This is a genomic window from Pseudomonas sp. AU11447 (assembly GCF_001672555.2).
Taxonomy (GTDB): Bacteria; Pseudomonadota; Gammaproteobacteria; order Pseudomonadales; family Pseudomonadaceae; genus Pseudomonas; species Pseudomonas nitroreducens.
Genome location: NZ_LZDG02000051.1, coordinates 64919 through 83674 on the forward strand (window position 1 = coordinate 64919; position 18756 = coordinate 83674).

Annotated in this window: 14 protein-coding genes; 2 read left to right on the top strand and 12 right to left on the bottom strand. The window is 62.4% G+C overall.

The annotated features are described in order from the left end of the window. Window positions 1-9: 9 nt before the first annotated feature. A complete protein-coding gene (locus A6723_RS19915) occupies window positions 10-990 on the bottom strand; it encodes a MoxR family ATPase (protein WP_054907949.1) in 981 nt (326 codons plus the stop codon). Between the two features lie 273 nt (window positions 991-1263). Continuing rightward, window positions 1264-2757 (bottom strand): arylsulfatase, encoded by a 1494-nt coding sequence (locus A6723_RS19920; protein WP_256233667.1) that lies wholly within the window; start codon window positions 2755-2757, stop codon window positions 1264-1266. Window positions 2758-3372: 615 nt separating this feature from the next. Between A6723_RS19920 and A6723_RS19925 the strand changes: the two genes are divergently transcribed. After that, window positions 3373-4674: an OmpP1/FadL family transporter gene (locus tag A6723_RS19925; protein WP_054907947.1), complete on the top strand. Its 1302-nt coding sequence runs from the start codon at window positions 3373-3375 to the stop codon at window positions 4672-4674. 75 nt (window positions 4675-4749) lie between these two features. Further along, window positions 4750-5415 (top strand): DUF3313 domain-containing protein, encoded by a 666-nt coding sequence (locus A6723_RS19930; protein ID WP_054907946.1) that lies wholly within the window; start codon window positions 4750-4752, stop codon window positions 5413-5415. 102 nt (window positions 5416-5517) lie between these two features. Here the strand turns inward: A6723_RS19930 and brnQ are convergent, their stop codons facing one another. The 10 genes from brnQ to sdhC all read right to left on the bottom strand — a co-directional run bounded on the left by brnQ (window position 5518) and on the right by sdhC (window position 18638). Continuing rightward, window positions 5518-6831, bottom strand: coding sequence for a branched-chain amino acid transport system II carrier protein (gene brnQ, locus A6723_RS19935; protein WP_054907945.1), 1314 nt, complete (start codon window positions 6829-6831; stop codon window positions 5518-5520). Between the two features lie 482 nt (window positions 6832-7313). Then, window positions 7314-8195 (bottom strand): succinate--CoA ligase subunit alpha, encoded by an 882-nt coding sequence (sucD, locus tag A6723_RS19940; protein WP_038803160.1) that lies wholly within the window; start codon window positions 8193-8195, stop codon window positions 7314-7316. Then, window positions 8195-9361, bottom strand: coding sequence for an ADP-forming succinate--CoA ligase subunit beta (sucC, locus tag A6723_RS19945; RefSeq protein WP_015477516.1), 1167 nt, complete (start codon window positions 9359-9361; stop codon window positions 8195-8197). The genes sucD and sucC overlap by 1 nt, the downstream gene beginning before the upstream one ends. A gap of 159 nt (window positions 9362-9520) precedes the next feature. Next, on the bottom strand, window positions 9521-10957 hold the full coding sequence (lpdA, locus tag A6723_RS19950) for a dihydrolipoyl dehydrogenase (RefSeq protein ID WP_054907944.1): 1437 nt from the start codon (window positions 10955-10957) through the stop codon (window positions 9521-9523). 81 nt (window positions 10958-11038) lie between these two features. After that, the gene (gene odhB, locus A6723_RS19955; protein ID WP_054907943.1) at window positions 11039-12271 is read right to left on the bottom strand and encodes a 2-oxoglutarate dehydrogenase complex dihydrolipoyllysine-residue succinyltransferase; all 1233 of its coding nucleotides are present in this window, start codon (window positions 12269-12271) and stop codon (window positions 11039-11041) included. Window positions 12272-12313: 42 nt separating this feature from the next. Beyond that, entirely contained in the window at window positions 12314-15145 is a 2832-nt protein-coding gene (locus tag A6723_RS19960) for a 2-oxoglutarate dehydrogenase E1 component (protein WP_054907942.1), read from the bottom strand. Window positions 15146-15394: 249 nt separating this feature from the next. Continuing rightward, a complete protein-coding gene (locus A6723_RS19965; protein ID WP_024765470.1) occupies window positions 15395-16102 on the bottom strand; it encodes a succinate dehydrogenase iron-sulfur subunit in 708 nt (235 codons plus the stop codon). 11 nt (window positions 16103-16113) lie between these two features. Beyond that, window positions 16114-17886, bottom strand: a complete 1773-nt coding sequence (sdhA, locus tag A6723_RS19970) for a succinate dehydrogenase flavoprotein subunit (protein WP_054907941.1) — start codon at window positions 17884-17886, stop codon at window positions 16114-16116. A gap of 3 nt (window positions 17887-17889) precedes the next feature. Further along, on the bottom strand, window positions 17890-18258 hold the full coding sequence (sdhD, locus tag A6723_RS19975) for a succinate dehydrogenase, hydrophobic membrane anchor protein (RefSeq protein WP_024765472.1): 369 nt from the start codon (window positions 18256-18258) through the stop codon (window positions 17890-17892). Beyond that, window positions 18252-18638 (bottom strand): succinate dehydrogenase, cytochrome b556 subunit, encoded by a 387-nt coding sequence (sdhC, locus tag A6723_RS19980; protein ID WP_162483999.1) that lies wholly within the window; start codon window positions 18636-18638, stop codon window positions 18252-18254. The genes sdhD and sdhC overlap by 7 nt, the downstream gene beginning before the upstream one ends. Window positions 18639-18756 lie beyond the last annotated feature (118 nt).

The following is an 18756-nucleotide window of genomic DNA, read 5'->3' on the forward strand; positions in this document are numbered from 1 at the left end:
CCCTCCTCCTCAGGCAGGAATCGCGACTTTGTCGAGCAGCCGGTCGATCACCTGATCGGCACCGACGCCATCGGCCACCGCGTCATAGGACAGCAGCAGGCGATGACGCAGAACGGGATGCACGACAGCGCGTACATCGTCGGGCGTGACGTAATCATTGCCGGCCATCCAGGCGTGGGCGCGGGAAACGCGGTCCAGGCTGATGCCGCCGCGCGGGCTGGCGCCGACCTTCAACCAGCGGGCCAGGTCGGCGTCATAGTCGGCGGGGCGGCGAGTGGCATGGATGAGGTCGATCAGGTAGCGGTCGATGGCGTCCGAGACATGTACGTCGCCCACTTCCCGGCGCGCCGCGAACACGGCGTCCTGGGCAAGCGGCGTGATCTCCAGCGGCTCGGCGCCGGACTGCTGGCTGCGCTCCTCGGCGCGCACCAGTTGCAATACGCGGGACTCGTCCTCGACCTTGGGATAGTCGATCAGCAGCTTCATCAGGAAGCGGTCCATCTGCGCTTCCGGCAACGGGTACGTGCCTTCCTGCTCGATGGGGTTCTGCGTCGCCAGCACCATGAACAGGCCAGGCATCCGATGCGTTTGTCCGGCGACGGTGATCTGGCGCTCTTCCATGGCTTCGAGCAACGCCGCCTGCACCTTGGCCGGCGCGCGGTTGATCTCGTCGGCGAGGATGACATTGCCGAACAGCGGCCCCGGCTGGAACCTGAGCTGGTTGCCCTGCTCGGTCTGCTGGAGGATCTCGGCACCGGTGATGTCCGACGGCAACAGGTCGGGGGTGAACTGCACGCGGCTCATGCGGGCATCGAGGTGCTTCGACAGCGCCTTGACGGTGCGGGTCTTGGCCAGCCCGGGCAGGCTTTCCAGCAAGACGTGACCGTTGGCCAGCAGGCCCAGCAGGATGTGGCGGACGGTTTCTTCCTGGCCGAGCACCTGCGCCGACACGGCGGCTTCCAGGCCAGCAATCTGTTCACGCGTGGACACGGGGATGATCCTTGTATCGTGGGTTCGGGTTCCTTGCCGATGGCGTGCTGGAATTGCCCTCCAGCCACACTGCCGTGCCACGGCCTGCTGGATAACGGTAGCCCACTGGTAATGCTTCGCTATGGAAGCGTGTTGCCATGATGCGGGCAGGCAAAACCAGGGAGGCTGGCGGCAGCGTGCTGTGCAGTCTCGGCTTCCACCATCGTCAATTCGAGCGTCGCGAGGCCCGCGCAGCAGTGCTGGCGGGCCCCGGGCAGCAGAGCTGGGGAAGTCTCACTGCTCCTGGTAATGCATGAACTTCTCCAGCATCTGGTCCACGGTGAAAGTGGCCGGGCGCTGGCGCGGCGGGTATTCCTTGAACGTGGTGAGGAACTGCTGGACACGGATCATTGCCGGCAAGGCCACCACCGCCACCTTCTTGTCCCACCAGACGTTGTAGCTGTTGGAGTCGGTGTCGGCGCGCTCGAACGGATCGCGCCGCAGGTTGAAGACCTTGGGAATGCGCAGGTCGACGAAGGGATCGCGCCACACGTCGAAGCGCTTAGCCCGCTGCTCGGAGAACACCACCTTCCAGTCACCGTCGCGCATGCCGAGCAACTTGCCGTCATCGCTGAAATAGTAGAAGTCGGTGCGCGGGCCCTTGTCGCTCTTGCCCTCCAGGTAAGGCAGGAAGTTGTAGCCGTCCAGGTGGACCTTGAACTGCTTCGGCCCGGCCTGGTAACCCTTGAGCAATTGCTCCTTGACGTCGCTGACGCCCGCGGCGGCCATCAGCGTCGGCAGCCAGTCCTGGGCGGACATGATGTCGTTGGACACCTCACCGGCCTTGAAGTGATTCGGCCAGCGCACGATGGCCGGCACCCGGAAGCCACCCTCCCAGTTGGTGTTCTTCTCGCCGCGGAACGGCGTGATGCCCGCATCCGGCCACTGGTTGAAGTGCACGCCGTTATCGGTGGTGTAGAGCACGATGGTGTTTTCGCTCACGCCCAGGTCGTCGAGCTGCTTCAGCAACTGGCCGACGTGGCCATCGTGTTCGAGCATGCCGTCGTTGTAGAAGTCCTGCCCGGACTTCCCCGCCACCTTGTCGCTGATGTGCGTGTAGTAGTGCATGCGGCTGGAGTTGAACCAGACGAAGAAGGGCTTGTCGGCCTTGACCGCCTTGTCGATGAAGTTCTTCGAGGCTTGCAGGAACTCTTCGTCGATCGTCTCCATGCGCTTGCTGGTGAGCGCGCCCAGGTCCTCGATCTTGCCGTCGGCGGTGCTGTGGATGACACCGCGAGGGTGGATCATCTTGTCGATGGCCGGGTTCTTCGTCCAGTCGGGATCTTCCGGCCCCTCTTCGGCATTGAGGTGGTAGAGGTTGCCGAAGAACTCGTCGAAACCGTGGTTGGTCGGCAGGAACTCGTCGCGGTCGCCCAGGTGGTTCTTGCCGAACTGGCCGGTCATGTAGCCCAGCGGCTTGAGCAGCTCTGCCAGCGTCGGGTCTTCCTTCTGGATGCCGATCGGCGAGCCGGGGATTCCGACCTTGGTCAGGCCGGTGCGTACCGGGTGCTGGCCAGTGATGAAGGCCGCACGCCCCGCAGTGCAACTCTGCTCACCGTAGTAGTCGGTGAACATCACGCCCTCATTGGCGAGGCGATCTATGTTGGGCGTCTTGTAGCCCATCATTCCGTAACTGTACTTGCTGATGTTGGTGATGCCGATGTCGTCGCCGAAGATGACCAGGATATTCGGCTTGTCCGCAGCCAGTAGCGCTGTCGGCAAGGACATGCTTGCAAGCATGAGCGTGGCGATGCCACACCAGTGAGCCAGACGAGAACCCGATTTCATTGTTGTTATGGCCTTGTTGCAGGGAGTTGGGCTGATTTCGGCGCAGTGCTCAGAATCGGTTGAAGATGTCACCTACGCTGGCCGGAACTCCTCCGTGCTCTGCTGTATCGGCCCTGGGTGTCGGTACATGCCCCTGAATGGCGGCACAGGTCAGACCCACTGTCGCGACAAGGAACAGGCAAGCCAGTAAGCGCATGGCGATCTCCTACATTCGGCACAGGCCGCTGCAGCGTTGTTATTGCCTGCAAGTGTTCGGAAGAACCGCACCTGTTTTCTTGTCTTTTTACGTCAGGATTTTTTCATTTGACGTCAATCCTCGCGCCCTCTTCCGCGCAACCGAGCGCTCGCTCTTAATCCGGTGGGGCCTGGGCCGACTATTAATTTCACTGTGAATTTAAAGTCGGCTTGCACATCGCGTTTGGCTATCTAGGCTGATTTCACAGCCACCCCTCTCGATGGGGAATCGGAACTCGACTCCAGAAAGCATTCGGAGCATTGAGCCGCCACAGGCCTGCACTTGTGGCGGTTGATAACGGTGTGCACTCGGAGCGCCAGATGAACGCGGATCACCTACGAACCAAGCCTGCTTCTGTTTATCTGCTATCGACGGTTTTCCTGGCTTGCCTGAGCAGCCCTGCGCTGGCGGGCGGCATCCTGATCTACGAGGCCGGGCAGGAAGGCAATGGCCTTGCCAACGCCGGCTCCGCTGCGCTGGCCACCGATCCGAGCGTGCTGATGAGCAACCCGGCCGGCATCGCCGAACTCAAGGGCACGCAGATCAGCGCCAACGCCCAGGTGATCCTCGGCGACATCCGCTTCTCCCGTGACAGCAATAACCAGTTCGATGGCAACGAAGGCGGCAATGCCCTGCAATGGTTGCCGGGCTCCAGCCTGTTCATCAGCCACCAGATCGACGACCGCTCGGCCATCGGCTTCGGCATGTACGGCAATTTCGGCCTGGCGCTCGATTACGACGACGACTGGGCCGGCCGCTACTTCACCCAGGAGGCGGCGGTAATCGGCGTGTCCTTCCAGCCAACCCTGGCGCACAAGTTCACCGACGACCTCACCGTGGGCATCGGTCCGCGCTTCGTCTACGGCTACTACCGCACCGAGATGGCCATCAACAACAACCTGCTCGGGCTGGCGGACCGACCGGACGGCCAGCTGGAATACAAGGACACCGACGTCGGCACCGGGGTCAACCTGGGCCTGCTCTACCACGTGAGCGACCGTACGCAGATCGGCCTCGCCTACACCAGCAAGGTCAAGCTGGAGTTCAAGGACAGCCCGGATGTGCGCAAGGTCAGCAACCCGATCATCAATGCCGCGCTCAATCGCCTGGATGTCGACTCGCTGGAACTGGACATGAACATCCCGCAGACGGCGACCCTGAGCATCGCCCACCAGCTCGACCCGCAATGGAAGCTGCTGGGCAGCCTGGGCTGGCAGGACTGGAGCGACTTCGGCCAGATCGGCGTGGAAGTCGACGCCAACGCCGGCGGCGTCGACCGCACCGTCGACCGCCAGTACAAGGACACCTGGCACGCCTCCTTCGGCGCGCAGTACCAGGCCAACCCGCGCCTGCGCTGGAGCATGGGCCTGGGCTACGACAGCTCGGCGGTGGACGACAAGGATCGCACCGTCGACAACCCCATGGGCGAGGCCTGGCGCCTGGCGACCGGGGTGAACTACGAGCTGGAAGAGGGCCTCGACCTGCATGTGGCCTACACCCTGGTCTGGATGGGCGACATGGACGACGAGCAGACCAAGTCCCGATCCGGCGAAACCCTCTCCGGTACCTATCGCAATGCCGCCCTGCACATTCTGGGCGGCGGTGCGACCTGGCGGTTCTGACAACCCACGTAAACGAAGCATTCACGCGACGAAGAACGCGATCCAACACCTGCTGTACCTACAAGGAGCGACTCGATGCACACCAAACTCCTGGCCCTGTGCCTGGCTTCCATCACCCTCGCCGGCTGCGCAAGCAAGTACGTCGAGCCCGAGAAATACTCAGGCTTCCTCAAGGACTACAGCGTCCTCAAGGAAGACAAATCGCCCTCCGGCGCGCCAGTGATGCGCTGGATCAAACCCGGCATCGACGCCAATCAGTTCACCAGTGTGTATGTCGAGCCGAGCCAGCTCTACCCGCAGCCGCAAGCCAGCGAGAAGATTCCGCAGAGCACCCTGGACGGTATTACCAAATACTATGACCAGGCCCTGAAGACGCAATTCTCCAAGGCCCTGCCACTGGCCGAAGGCCCCGGCCCGGGCGTGCTGATCGTGCGCCCGGCGATCACTGCTGTCAGCGCCTCGACCAAGAGCCTGCAGCCTTATGAGGTCATTCCGATCGCCCTGATCGCCGCCGGCGTCAGTACCGCCACCGGCATCCGCGACCAGGACACCAGCATCGCCACCGAAGCCGCCTTCCTCGATGGCAGCAACGGCACGGTAGTCGCCCAGGTGGTACGCAAGGGCGCCGGTACCGAGCTGGAAAACTCCTCCCAGGTCATGACCGCCAACGACGCCAAGGCCCTGCTCGATGGCTGGGCGCGGGACATGGTCAAGTCCTACGAGCAGTTGAAGCGCAAGTAGAACCCGACGAGTCCAGGAAGGACGCCACCAAGCATCTGCTGGAACAATGAAAAAGGCCGCCTTGTGGGCGGCCTTTTTCATTGGAGGCTCAGTACGGCGTGATCAGGCCATCGCTTCCTGGGGCTTGCCCAGCAGCCGGTCGATCACCACCATCACGGCCAGCATGGCGACCGAGGGGATCAGCCAGGCCAGGCCCTGTTCGGCCAGCGGCAGATGCTCCATCCAGGCCGGCATCCAGGCGTCGAGCTTGGCGCCCTTGAGCGCGTCGATGATGCCGAAGACGAAGGAAATCACCATGACCGGAGCAACGATGCGGGTCTGCGAGCGCCACAGGCTGGCGCAGAAGCTCAGCGCTACCAGCACGATGCACGGCGGGTAGATGGCGGTCAGCACCGGGATGGAGAACTGGATGAGCTTGGTCAGCCCCAGGTTCGACACCAGCAGCGAGAAGCCCGCCAGGATGATCACGAGGCTGCGGTACGACAGCGGCAGGATGCGGCAGAAGTACTCGGCGCAGGCGCAGGTCAGGCCCACGGCAGTGACCAGGCAGGCCAGTGCGATCAGCACGGCGAGGAAAGTACTGCCCAGCGAGCCGAAGGTATGCTGCACGTAGGCGTGCAGGACGGCAGCGCCGTTGGCGGCACCGGCGGCAATCTCATGGCTGCCCGAGCCCAGGCGGAACAGGCTGATGTACACCAGCGCCAGGCCGACACCGGCGATCAGGCCGGCAATGATGGCGTAGCGGGTGATCAGCCGCGGCGAATCCACGCCACGGGAGCGGATCGCGTTGACGATGACGATGCCGAAGACCAGCGCGCCAAGGGTGTCCATGGTCAGGTAGCCATTGACGAAGCCCTGGGAGAACGCCGCGGCCTGGTAGGCCGGCTCAGCAACGCCGATGGGGCCGGCCGGCAGCATGAAGGCAGCGATGCCCAGGGCGGCCAGGGCGATGATCTTCAGCGGCGCGAGGAAGCGGCCGACGGTATCCAGCAGCTTGCCCGGATACAGCGAGATCACCAGCACCACCAGGAAGTACACCAGGCTGTAGAGGAACAGCGGCAGAGCGCCCTCCCCGGTCAGCGGCGCCAGGCCGACTTCGAAGGAGACGGTGGCAGTACGCGGGGTGGCGAACAGCGGCCCGACCGACAGGTAGCAGACGGCCGCCAGCAACCCACCGGCAACGCGACCGATCGGGTGGCTCAGGGTGTCCATCGCGCCGCCGACTTTTGCCAGCGCGACGACGGTGATCACCGGCAGGCCGACCGCGGTGATCAGGAAGCCCAGTGCGGCCATCCACACGTGCGGCCCCGACTGCAGGCCCACAATCGGCGGGAAGATGATGTTGCCCGCGCCGACGAACAGCGCGAAGGTCATAAAACCCAATGCCAGGACGTCCTGGCCTTTCAAGACTTTCATGAAGGGAAATACCACAGTGCTTTAGCGGGTTTGTGGTCTCCCAAGGCACGCACGCCGTACGGACGTGACAAAGCCGCATCGAACGGGACTGGCCGACTCACTCGGGGCGAGCCTGCGCATCCTGTGATGCTGCTGTCATCGGTACGGAGAGTTGTTCTTGGAAGTCCGATAGCAGAGGTTTTCCATGGGCTCGTGGCCCGGTTGCTCCTGCATTCTGGTTATCCCGCCATCCTTGACGGTCAGGAATCGCCGTCGCTTCCGGGTAGGAATTGACGGTGAGCGAGCCCTCCCTTGTGGGGAGCGCGACGCTTCATATAGTTGCTAGCCTAACGATCTATTCCGATGAGCTGCACTGACATACGTCAGATCGTCCGCGCAATGATCGGCGATGTCGCCTGAACGACACTTTTCAGACGAGGCAGAAACGACAGAGGCCACCCGAAGGTGGCCTCTGTTGACGAACGGTTAAATAAGCGAGGCGCTTACTTGACCGGCCAGCCGGTCAGCTCGGCCAGGGCCTTGCCGATGTCGGCCAGGGAACGCACAGTTTTCACACCAGCGTCCTGCAGGGCGGCGAACTTCTCGTCCGCAGTGCCCTTGCCGCCGGAGATGATGGCGCCGGCGTGGCCCATGCGCTTGCCGGGCGGTGCGGTGACACCAGCGATGTAGGACACCACCGGCTTGGTCACGTTGGCCTTGATGTAGGCAGCCGCTTCTTCTTCAGCCGAACCACCGATTTCGCCGATCATGACGATGGCTTCGGTTTTCGGGTCTTCCTGGAACAGCTTCAGGATGTCGATGAAGTTGGAGCCCGGGATCGGGTCGCCACCGATGCCCACGCAGGTGGACTGGCCGAAGCCGGCGTCGGTGGTCTGCTTCACGGCTTCGTAGGTCAGGGTGCCGGAACGCGACACGATGCCTACCTTGCCCGGCAGGTGGATGTGACCCGGCATGATGCCGATCTTGCACTCGCCGGGAGTGATCACGCCCGGGCAGTTCGGGCCGATCAGGCGTACGCCCAGCTCGTCGCACTTGACCTTGGCTTCCAGCATGTCGATGGTCGGGATGCCTTCGGTGATGCAGACGATCAGCTTGATGCCGCCGAAGGCCGCTTCCAGGATCGAGTCCTTGCAGAACGGAGCCGGAACGTAGATGACCGACGCGTCAGCGCCGGTAGCTTCCACGGCTTCCTTGACGGTGTTGAACACCGGCAGGCCCAGGTGGGTGGTGCCGCCCTTGCCGGGGGTCACGCCGCCAACCATCTTGGTGCCGTAGGCGATGGCTTGTTCGGAGTGGAAGGTACCCTGCGAGCCGGTGAAGCCCTGGCAGATGACTTTGGTGTCTTTATTGATCAGGACGCTCATTACTTACCCTCCGCGGCCTTGACGACTTGCTGGGCAGCGTCGGTCAGGCTGGTCGCCGCGATGATGTTCAGACCGCTTTCGGCCAGGACCTTGGCGCCGAGGTCGGCGTTGTTGCCTTCCAGACGAACGACAACCGGGATTTTCACGCCGACTTCTTTCACGGCGCCGATGATGCCTTCGGCAATCATGTCGCAGCGAACGATGCCGCCGAAGATGTTCACCAGAACGGCAGCGACGTTGCTGTCGGACAGGATGATCTTGAACGCTTCGGTCACGCGCTCTTTGGTGGCACCGCCGCCAACGTCGAGGAAGTTGGCCGGCTTGCCGCCGTGCAGGTTGACGATGTCCATGGTGCCCATGGCCAGGCCAGCGCCGTTGACCATGCAGCCGATGTTGCCTTCCAGCGCGACGTAGTTCAGTTCCCACTTCTGCGCATGGGCTTCACGAGCGTCGTCCTGGGACGGGTCGTGCATGGCGCGCAGCTTGGGCTGACGGTACATGGCGTTGGAGTCGATGTTGATCTTGGCGTCCAGGCAGTGCAGGTTGCCGTCTTTCTTGATCACCAGCGGGTTCACTTCCAGCAGCGCCAGGTCGTAATCCTGGAACAGCTTGGCCAGGCCCACGAAGATGTGGGTGAACTGCTTGATCTGGTCGCCCTTCAGGCCCAGCTGGAAAGCCAGCTCGCGACCCTGGTACGGCTGAGCGCCAACCAGCGGATCGATGGTGGCTTTCAGGATCTTCTCAGGGGTCTCGTGCGCAACTTTCTCGATGTCCACGCCACCTTCGGTGGAGGCCATGAAGACGATGCGACGGCTGGAACGGTCGACAACGGCGCCGAGGTACAGCTCCTTGTCGATGTCGGTGCAGGATTCCACCAGGATCTTGCTGACCGGCTGGCCGTTGGCGTCAGTCTGGTAAGTCACCAGACGCTTGCCCAGCCAGTTGGCGGCGAACGCCTTGGCGTCCTCTTTGCTCTTGACCAGCTTCACACCGCCCGCTTTACCGCGGCCACCGGCGTGTACCTGGGCTTTAACGACCCACTCGGTACCACCGATTTTTTCACAGGCTTCTGCGGCCTCTTCGGGTGTGTCGACGGCGAAGCCCTTGGATACGGGCAGGCCGTACTCAGCGAACAGCTGCTTACCCTGATATTCGTGGAGATTCATGCTTGTCTACCGTTTTCGTCTTGGGTATTGCGCATTCGGCGCGGCGCTCGTGGCGCCACGCCACCTGTGACCGAGTCCCCCTCGGGGGAGAAACGATCCGGCGGGTCGGGGGCAGCCCCTCGCAAAAGACTGCCGCCCTCCCCGCCGTGGTCCCGTTCCTTAGCGCTTCTTGCGGTTGGCGATGTGGATGGCGTGGCCATTCACTGCCAGGGCCGCTTCGTGCAGCGCTTCGGACAGAGTCGGGTGGGAGAAGACCATCATGCCCAGGTCTTCGGCACTGGTGCCGAATTCCATGCCGATCGCGCCTTGCTGTACCAGCTCGGCGGCGCTCGGGCCGATCACGTGGACGCCCAGTACGCGGTCGGTCTTGGCATCGGCGATGACCTTGACCAGGCCGGTGGTGTCGTTGGCGGCCATGGCACGGCCGCTGGCGGCGAACGGGAAGGTACCGACGTTGACTTCAACGCCTTCGCCTTTCAGCTGCTGCTCGGTCTTGCCGACCCATGCGATTTCCGGGTGGGTGTAGATCACCGACGGAATCAGGTCGTAGTTCATCTGAGCCTTGTGGCCGGCGATGCGCTCGGCAACCATCACGCCCTCTTCCGAGGCCTTGTGCGCCAGCATGGCGCCGCGGACCACGTCACCGATGGCGTAGACGCCCGGAACGCTGGTCTTGCAGTGGTCGTCGACGTAGATGAAGCCACGCTCATCCAGGGTCACGCCGCTGTCGGCGGCCAGCAGGTCGGTGGTCACCGGGCGACGGCCCACAGCCACGATCAGCTTGTCGAAGGTTTCCTTCTGCTCGCCATTGGCGTCAGTGAAGGTCACGGTGACCTGCTTCTTCTTCACGTCCGAACCGGTGACGCGAGCGCCCAGGCGGATGTTCAGGCCTTGCTTGGTCAGGACCTTCAGGGCTTCCTTGGCGATCTGCTCGTCGGCAGCCGGGAGGAACTTGTCCAGGGCTTCCAGGACGGTGACTTCAGCGCCCAGGCGAGCCCAGACCGAACCCAGCTCCAGGCCGATGACGCCAGCGCCGATCACGCCGAGCTTCTTCGGTACGCTCTGAAATTCCAGGGCGCCGGTGGAGTCGACGATCACGTCTTCGGTCAGCGGGGCCGGCGGGATTTCAACCGGCTTGGAGCCCGAGGCGATGATGATGTTGTCGGCTTCCAGAACCTGGGTCTTGCCGTCCAGGCCGGTCACTTCGACCTGCTTGTTGGCCAGGACCTTGCCGTGGCCTTCGAAGGAGGTCACGCCGTTGGCCTTGAACAGGGTGGCGATGCCGCCGGTCAGGTTCTTCACGATGTTGGCCTTGCGGGCAATCATCGCCGGAACGTCCATCTTCACGCCGCCGGTGGAGATACCGTGGACGTCGAAGCCTTCTTTGGCTTCCTTGTACTTCCAGGAGCTGTCCAGCAGTGCCTTGGACGGGATGCAACCTACGTTCAGGCAGGTACCGCCGAGGGCAACCTTGCCCTCTTTACCGATGTACTTCTCGATGCAAGCGGTCTTCAGGCCGAGCTGGGCGGCACGGATGGCGGCTACATAGCCGCCGGGGCCGGCACCAATCACAACCACGTCGAATTTCTGGCTCATGTCTCAATCCTTATTCCGGTGAAGCGGACGGCCCCTTTCGGGGCCGTCGTGTAGTACGGGGCCGTCGTGTGAATTGACGTATCAGACGTCCAGCAGCAGGCGAGCCGGGTCTTCCAGCAGATCCTTCATGGTGACCAGGAAGCTTACTGCTTCCTTGCCATCGATCATGCGGTGATCGTAGGACAGCGCCAGGTACATCATCGGCAGGATGACCACTTGACCGTTAACGGCCATCGGGCGCTCCTGGATCTTGTGCATGCCGAGGATGGCGGTCTGCGGCGGGTTGACGATCGGAGTCGACAGCAGGGAACCGAATACGCCACCGTTGGAAATGGTGAAAGTACCACCGGTCATGTCTTCGATGGACAGCTTGCCGTCTTTGGCTTTCTTGCCGAAGGTGGCGATGCCGTTCTCGATCTCGGCCAGGCTCATGAACTCGGCATTACGCAGAACCGGTACGACCAGACCGCGGTCGCTGGAAACTGCCACACCGATGTCCTGGTAGCCGTGGTAGACGATGTCGTTGCCGTCGATCGAGGCGTTGACACCCGGGAAGCGCTTCAGGGCTTCGGTGGCGGCCTTGACGAAGAAGGACATGAAGCCCAGGCGTACGCCGTTGTGCTTCTTCTCGAACAGGTCCTTGTACTTGTTGCGCAGGTCCATGATCGGCTTCATGTTGACTTCGTTGAAGGTAGTCAGCATGGCCATGGAGGACTGGGCTTCGACCAGACGCTCGGCAACCTTGGCGCGCAGGCGGGTCATCGGAACGCGTTTCTCGACTCGGTCGCCAGCGGCGAACACCGGAGCAGCGGCAGCCGGAGCTGCAGCCTTGGCAGCCGGAGCGGCGGCCGGGGCGTTCTTCTTGGCTTCAACGGCAGCGACGACGTCTTCCTTGGTGACGCGACCGCCCTTGCCGGTACCGGCCAGGCTGTTCGGGTCGATGCCGTTTTCTTCGGCCAGCTTGCGGGCAGCCGGCGAGAGGATGTTGTCGTCGCCAGCGGCAGCAGCGGCCGGTGCAGCGGCAGCAGGTGCAGCAGCCGGAGCCGAGGCAGCAGCCGGAGCGGCAGCGGCAGCACCGCCTTCGCTCAGCTTGCCCAGCAGCTCGTTGGAGAGAACGGTGTCGCCTTCGTTCTTGACGATCTCTGCCAGGACGCCGTCAGCCTCGGCCAGTACTTCGATCACGACCTTGTCGGTCTCGATGTCGACGATCAGTTCGTCGCGCTTGACGGCTTCACCGACCTTCTTGTGCCAGGTTGCAACGGTGCCGTCGGCAACCGATTCCGGGAAGGTTGGGGCTTTGATTTCGATAGCCATTATGTGTGTTTCCTTAAATTCGGTATCAACTGCGCGTTGGCGTTAAACGGTGAAGGCGTCCTGCAGCAGTTTTTCCTGCTGCTCGGCGTGCATCGAAGCGTAGCCGCAAGCCGGAGCTGCCGAGCCTTCGCGGCCCGCGTATTCCAGGTTGAGACCTTTCTTGTGCGCGGCGATGACACGACGCATATGGTGCTGCGAGCAGAACCAGGCACCCTGGTTCATCGGCTCTTCCTGACACCAGACGATGTGCTTGAGGTTCTTGTACTGCGACAGCACCTCGGCCAGATCGTCTTCCGGGAAGGGATACAGCTGCTCGAGGCGAACGATCGCGATGTTCTCGAGACCTTCGGCGCGACGCTTCTCCAGCAGGTCGTAGTACACCTTGCCGCTGCACAGCACGATGCGGTCGACTTTCTTCGGATCCAGGCTGTCGATCTCGTTGATCACAGTCTGGAACGAGCCGTCGGCCAGATCTTCCAGGGTCGAGATGGCCAGCTTGTGACGCAGCAGCGACTTCGGAGTCATCACGATCAGCGGCTTGCGCAGCGGACGGATCACCTGACGGCGCAGCATGTGGTAGACCTGCGCCGGGGTAGTCGGCACGCAGACCTGGATGTTCTGCTCGGCGCACAGCTGCAGGTAACGCTCCAGGCGCGCGGAGGAGTGCTCCGGACCCTGGCCTTCGTAACCGTGCGGCAGCAGCATGGTCAGACCACACAGACGTTGCCACTTGGTTTCGCCGCTGGTGATGAACTGGTCGATCACGACCTGCGCACCGTTGGCGAAGTCACCGAACTGGGCTTCCCAGGTCACCAGCGCGTTCGGCATGGTGGTGGCGTAGCCGTATTCGAATGCCAGTACTGCTTCTTCCGAAAGGTAGGAGTCGTACAGGCTGACGCGCGGCTGACCTTCGAACAGGTTGGCCAGCGGGATGTAGACCGAGTCATCCTTCTGGTTGTGCAGCGCCGCATGGCGGTGCGAGAAGGTGCCGCGGCCGACGTCCTGACCGGTCATGCGAACCGGGTGACCTTCGAACAGCAGGGTGGCGTAGGCCAGGTTCTCGGCGAAGCCCCAGTTGATGGGCATGCCGCCGGCAGCCATCTTCGCGCGGTCTTCGTAGATCTTCTGCACCTGACGCTGCATGACGAAGCCGTCCGGGGTCTCCAGCAGCTTGGCGGAGAGGTCCTGCAGGGTCTTCAGGTCGAAGCGGGTGTCGTGTCGCGCGGTCCAGGCATGGCCCACGTACGGACGCCAGTCGACGAAGAGCTCCTTGTTGGGCTCCTTCACCAGGCTCTTCACCACGTGCTGGCCGTTGTCGAGAGCGTCGCGATATTCGTCGACCTTCTCCTGGGCCTGCTCGGTGGTCTGCACGCCGGCTGCGATCAGCGCGTCGGCATACAGGTCACGGGTGGTGCGCTGCTTGGCGATCTGCTGGTACATCAGCGGCTGGGTGCCGCTCGGCTCGTCGGCCTCGTTGTGGCCGCGACGGCGGTAGCAGACCAGGTCGATGACCACGTCACGCTTGAACTGCATGCGGTAGTCGACGGCCAGCTGGGTCACGAACAGGACCGCTTCCGGATCGTCGCCGTTCACATGGAAGATCGGCGCCTGGATCATCTTGGCCACGTCGGTCGCGTACTCGGTGGAACGAGCATCGTCCTGGCGGCTGGTGGTGAAGCCCACCTGGTTGTTGATCACGATATGGATGGTGCCGCCCGTCTTGTAAGCACGGGTCTGCGACATCTGGAAGGTCTCCATGACCACGCCCTGCCCCGCGAAGGCGGCATCACCGTGGATGGAGATCGGCACGACCTTGTCACCGGTGCCGTCCTTGCGACGGTCCTGGCGGGCGCGTACCGAACCCTCGACCACCGGGGAAACGATTTCCAGGTGCGAGGGGTTGAACGCCAGGGCGAGGTGGACTTCGCCGCCGGTGGTCATGACGTTGGAAGAGAAGCCCTGGTGGTACTTCACGTCACCGGAGCCCATCTCGACCAGCTTCTTGCCTTCGAACTCGTCGAACAGCTCGCGCGGGTTCTTGCCCAGGGTGTTGACCAGGACGTTCAGACGGCCGCGGTGGGCCATGCCGATGACGATTTCCTTCACACCATAGGAGCCGGAGCGCTGGATGATCTCGTCGACCATCGGGATCAGGCTCTCGCCGCCTTCCAGGCCGAAGCGCTTGGTGCCCGGGTACTTGGTGCCCAGGTATTTTTCCAGGCCTTCGGCAGCGGTCAGGCGCTCGAGCAGGTGGGAGCGGGCGTCGGCGGAGTACGTCGGACGGCCACGGACGCTTTCCAGGCGCTGGGCGAACCAGTGACGCTGCTCGGAGTCGACGATGTGCATGAACTCGGCGCCGATGGTGCTGCAGTAGGTCTGCTTCAGCGCATCGATGATTTCACGCAGGGTCGCTTCTTCCTTGCCGATGTAGAGCTCACCGGTACGGAAAGTAGTGTCGAGGTCTGCAGCGGTGAGCCCGTAATGTTCCAGCGACAGGTCGGAGGGAGCGGTACGCACCCAGAGACCCAGCGGATCGAGCGATGCTGCCTGATGTCCACGCAGACGGTATGCCAGGATCAGGCGCAGGACTTCAACCTGCTTTTTCTCGTGCTCGGTGCTTACGCTGCCAGCGGAAACAGGCGCGGCGCGGCGCTGGTTCTTGGCCAGGAGTACGAAATGATCACGGATAGAGGAATGCGAAACGTCGGGGGCAGGATTGCCGTCGGCAGGAAGCTTCTGGAAGTACGTGCGCCACTCTTCTGGCACAGCGTTCGGGTCGTGCAGGTAGAGCTCGTAGAGCTCTTCGACGTAGGCAGCGTTTCCACCGGATAGATGGGCACTGTTCCACATCCGCTGCATTACGCTTTCGTGCATGCTTGGTCACCCTCGGTAAGGGGACTCCACCTGTGGAACCTCTGGCGCGAAGTCAAACACAGCGACTTCAAGCCACCGATTCCCGCAGATAGTCCGGGTACCAGCCCGGATGCCCCTGCTGGTCATATATACGTTTTCAAAACAGGACCCCCGCTTTGTGGGCTTGGGTCCTAAGGACTGTACCGCCGGACAATGTTCCGGCGGCACAGGTGTCGCTCTTTCATGATCTTTGGGCGCAAGGCCCGCAGATCAAGTGCCGCTCTGCAGCAGCATGTTACGGATGTGACCGATTGCCTTGGTGGGGTTCAGACCCTTCGGGCAAACGTTCACGCAGTTCATGATCCCGCGGCAGCGGAAGACGCTGAACGGGTCATCCAGGCTCGCCAGGCGCGCCTGAGTTTCGGTGTCACGGCTGTCGGCCAGGAAGCGGTAGGCCTGCAGCAGCGCGGCGGGACCCAGGAACTTGTCGGGGTTCCACCAGAACGACGGGCAGGAGGTCGAGCAGCAGGCGCACAGGATGCACTCGTACAGACCGTCCAGCTTCTCGCGCTCTTCCGGGCTCTGCAGACGCTCGATGGCCGGCGCTGCATATTTGTTCTGCAGGAACGGCTTCACGCTCTCGTACTGTTTGTAGAAGATGCGCATATCGACGACCAGGTCACGAATGACCGGCAGGCCCGGCAGCGGACGCAGAACCAGCTTGCCGCCCTTCAGGCCAGCGGCCGACAGGGGGGTGATGCAGGCCAGGCCGTTCTTGCCGTTGATGTTCATACCGTCGGAGCCGCACACGCCTTCACGGCAGGAACGACGATAGGAGAAGCCCTCGTCCTGTTCCTTGATCAGCGCCAGCACGTCCAGGACCATGATGTCCTTGCCGTCGGTATCGACCTGGAAGTCCTGCATGTAGGGTGCAGCGTCCTTCTCAGGGTTGTAGCGGTAAACACTCACTTGCAACATGGCGGGCACCCTTAGTAAGTACGAACCTTGGGTTCGAATGCCGGAACAGTTTTCGGCGCGAAGTTGACGGCACGCTTGGCTACACGCTTCTCACCCGGGAAGTACAGGGTGTGGCACAGCCAGTTCTCGTCATCGCGCTCCTCGAAGTCTTCACGGGCATGCGCGCCGCGGGACTCTTTGCGGGCTTCTGCCGCAATCGCAGTGGCTTCGGCCACTTCGAGGAGGTTCTGCAGTTCCAGCGCTTCGATACGCGCCGTGTTGAATGCCTGGCTCTTGTCGTTGATCTTGACGGTGGCGATACGCTCACGAAGATCAGCCAGCTGAGCGATACCTTTCTGCATGTACTCGCCGGTACGGAACACACCGAAGTAGTTCTGCATGCAGGATTGCAGCTCGCGCTTGAGCGGAGCGACTTCTTCGCCGCTGGTGCGCTCGTTCACGCCGTTCAGGCGCTTGAAAGCGGATTCCAGGTCGGACTCGGAAGCCTGGCGGTGCTCGATACCATCCTTGAGCGCCTTCTCCAGGTGCAGACCGGTGGCACGACCGAACACAACCAGGTCGAGCAGCGAGTTGCCGCCCAGGCGGTTGGCGCCGTGTACCGATACGCAAGCCACTTCGCCTACAGCGAACAGGCCTTCGATGATCTGCTCGTTGCCGTTGGCATCGGTGGTCAGGGCCTGGCCATGGATGTTGGTGGCAACGCCGCCCATCATGTAGTGGCAGGTCGGGATGACCGGGATAGGAGCGACGACCGGGTCGACGTGAGCGAAGGTCTTGGACAGTTCGCAAATGCCGGGCAGGCGGCTGTGCAGAACTTCTTCGCCGAGGTGGTCGAGCTTCAGCAGTACGTGGTCCTTGTTCGGGCCCACGCCGTTGCCGGCGATCACTTCTTTCACCATGGAACGGGCAACCACGTCGCGGCCGGCCAGGTCCTTGGCGTTCGGAGCGTAACGCTCCATGAAACGCTCGCCATGGGCGTTGATCAGGTAGCCGCCTTCACCGCGGCAGCCTTCGGTGACCAGTACACCAGCGCCGGCGATGCCGGTCGGGTGGAACTGCCACATCTCGATGTCCTGCACCGGCACACCAGCGCGCAGCGCCATGCCGATACCGTCACCGGTGTTGATCAGGGCGTTGGTGGTGGAGGCGTAGATACGGCCGGCACCGCCAGTGGCCAGGACCACGGCCTTGGAGCGGATATAAACGGTGTCGCCGGTTTCGATGTCGATGGCGATGACGCCAACCACATGACCGTCCTGGTTCTTCACCAGATCGACCGCGTACCACTCATTAAGGAAGGAAGTACCGTTCTTCAGGTTGGCCTGATAGAGGGTGTGCAGCAGGGCGTGACCGGTACGGTCAGCCGCGGCGCAGGTGCGCGCAGCCTGGCCACCCTTGCCGAAGTCCTTGGACTGGCCACCGAACGGACGCTGGTAGATGCGGCCCTGCTCGGTACGGGAGAACGGCAGGCCCATGTGTTCCAGTTCGAACACGGCTTCCGGGCCGACGGAGCACATGTATTCGATAGCGTCCTGGTCACCGATGTAGTCGGAGCCCTTGACGGTGTCGTACATGTGCCAGCGCCAATCGTCGTTCGGGTCGGCCGAAGCGATGGCGCAGGTGATGCCGCCCTGGGCGGATACGGTGTGCGAACGGGTCGGGAAGACCTTGGTCACCACGGCAGTCTTGTGACCACCCTGGGCCAGTTGCAGCGCAGCGCGCATGCCGGCGCCGCCACCACCAACGATGATGGCGTCGAAGGAAAGAGTACGAATGCTAGCCATGGATCAGTTACCCCAGAGAATCTGCACACCCCAGACGAAGAATGCGAACATGGCCATGCCGCATACCGCCTGGACGAGGAAACGCACGACGGTCGCGGACTTGCCCAGCGCCATCGGAGTCAGGTAGTCGGTGGTGATGGTCCACATACCGACCCAGGCGTGCACGCTCAGGGAAACCAGCGTCAACAGGCTGAAGATCTTCATCAGGCTGTGGGAGAACAGACCATGCCACTCGGCGTAGGTGATACCTGGGTGAGCGATCAGGAAGCCCAGCAGGAAGAGAACATAAGCCGCGAGAACGACCGCGGAGACGCGCTGGACCATCCAGTCATAGAGACCCGAACGCGACAAGTTAGTGACGTTAGTTACCATACCCATACCCCCGCCAGAACGATCAGCACCACTGCGACAGCGATGACGATTTTCGAACCACGCTTACCGCCTTCCAGTGTTTCGCCAATACCTGCGTCCATGACGAGGTGACGAATACCGGCTACCAGGTGGTACAGCAGCGCAGACAGCAGGCCCCAAATCACAAGCTTGACCAACGGATGGGTCAGACACGCCTTCACCTGCTCGAAGCTGTCTTCGGATGCGAGGGAACGATCCAGTGCGAACAGCAGCACTGCGATGCCCACGAACAGAATGACGCCGGAGATACGGTGGAGAATCGACGTGTAAGCAGTGATAGGGAGTTGGATGGTCCTTAGGTCTAGGTTTACGGGTCGTTTGCTATTCACGGCTTTTTTCACACTGAGAGCCCCTCTATGGATCAGGGCTAGTTGTCGGGAGGTGCACTTGTCAGGTACCCATCACCTTCGGGAGTGACAACCACCAATCAAGCTAGGCCGGACGGCCCTTGGCGGCTGG

Excerpts from the sequence above, each read along its gene's own strand:
- A6723_RS19920 (WP_256233667.1), bottom strand. The coding sequence starts at position 2,757 with ATGTCCTTGCCGACAGCGCTACTGGCTGCGGACAAGCCGAATATCCTG.
- A6723_RS19925 (WP_054907947.1), top strand. The coding sequence starts at position 3,373 with ATGAACGCGGATCACCTACGAACCAAGCCTGCTTCTGTTTATCTGCTA.
- A6723_RS19930 (WP_054907946.1), top strand. The coding sequence starts at position 4,750 with ATGCACACCAAACTCCTGGCCCTGTGCCTGGCTTCCATCACCCTCGCC.
- brnQ (WP_054907945.1), bottom strand. The coding sequence starts at position 6,831 with ATGAAAGTCTTGAAAGGCCAGGACGTCCTGGCATTGGGTTTTATGACC.
- sucD (WP_038803160.1), bottom strand. The coding sequence starts at position 8,195 with ATGAGCGTCCTGATCAATAAAGACACCAAAGTCATCTGCCAGGGCTTC.
- sucC (WP_015477516.1), bottom strand. The coding sequence starts at position 9,361 with ATGAATCTCCACGAATATCAGGGTAAGCAGCTGTTCGCTGAGTACGGC.
- lpdA (WP_054907944.1), bottom strand. The coding sequence starts at position 10,957 with ATGAGCCAGAAATTCGACGTGGTTGTGATTGGTGCCGGCCCCGGCGGC.
- odhB (WP_054907943.1), bottom strand. The coding sequence starts at position 12,271 with ATGGCTATCGAAATCAAAGCCCCAACCTTCCCGGAATCGGTTGCCGAC.
- A6723_RS19960 (WP_054907942.1), bottom strand. The coding sequence starts at position 15,145 with ATGCACGAAAGCGTAATGCAGCGGATGTGGAACAGTGCCCATCTATCC.
- A6723_RS19965 (WP_024765470.1), bottom strand. The coding sequence starts at position 16,102 with ATGTTGCAAGTGAGTGTTTACCGCTACAACCCTGAGAAGGACGCTGCA.
- sdhA (WP_054907941.1), bottom strand. The coding sequence starts at position 17,886 with ATGGCTAGCATTCGTACTCTTTCCTTCGACGCCATCATCGTTGGTGGT.
- sdhD (WP_024765472.1), bottom strand. The coding sequence starts at position 18,258 with ATGGTAACTAACGTCACTAACTTGTCGCGTTCGGGTCTCTATGACTGG.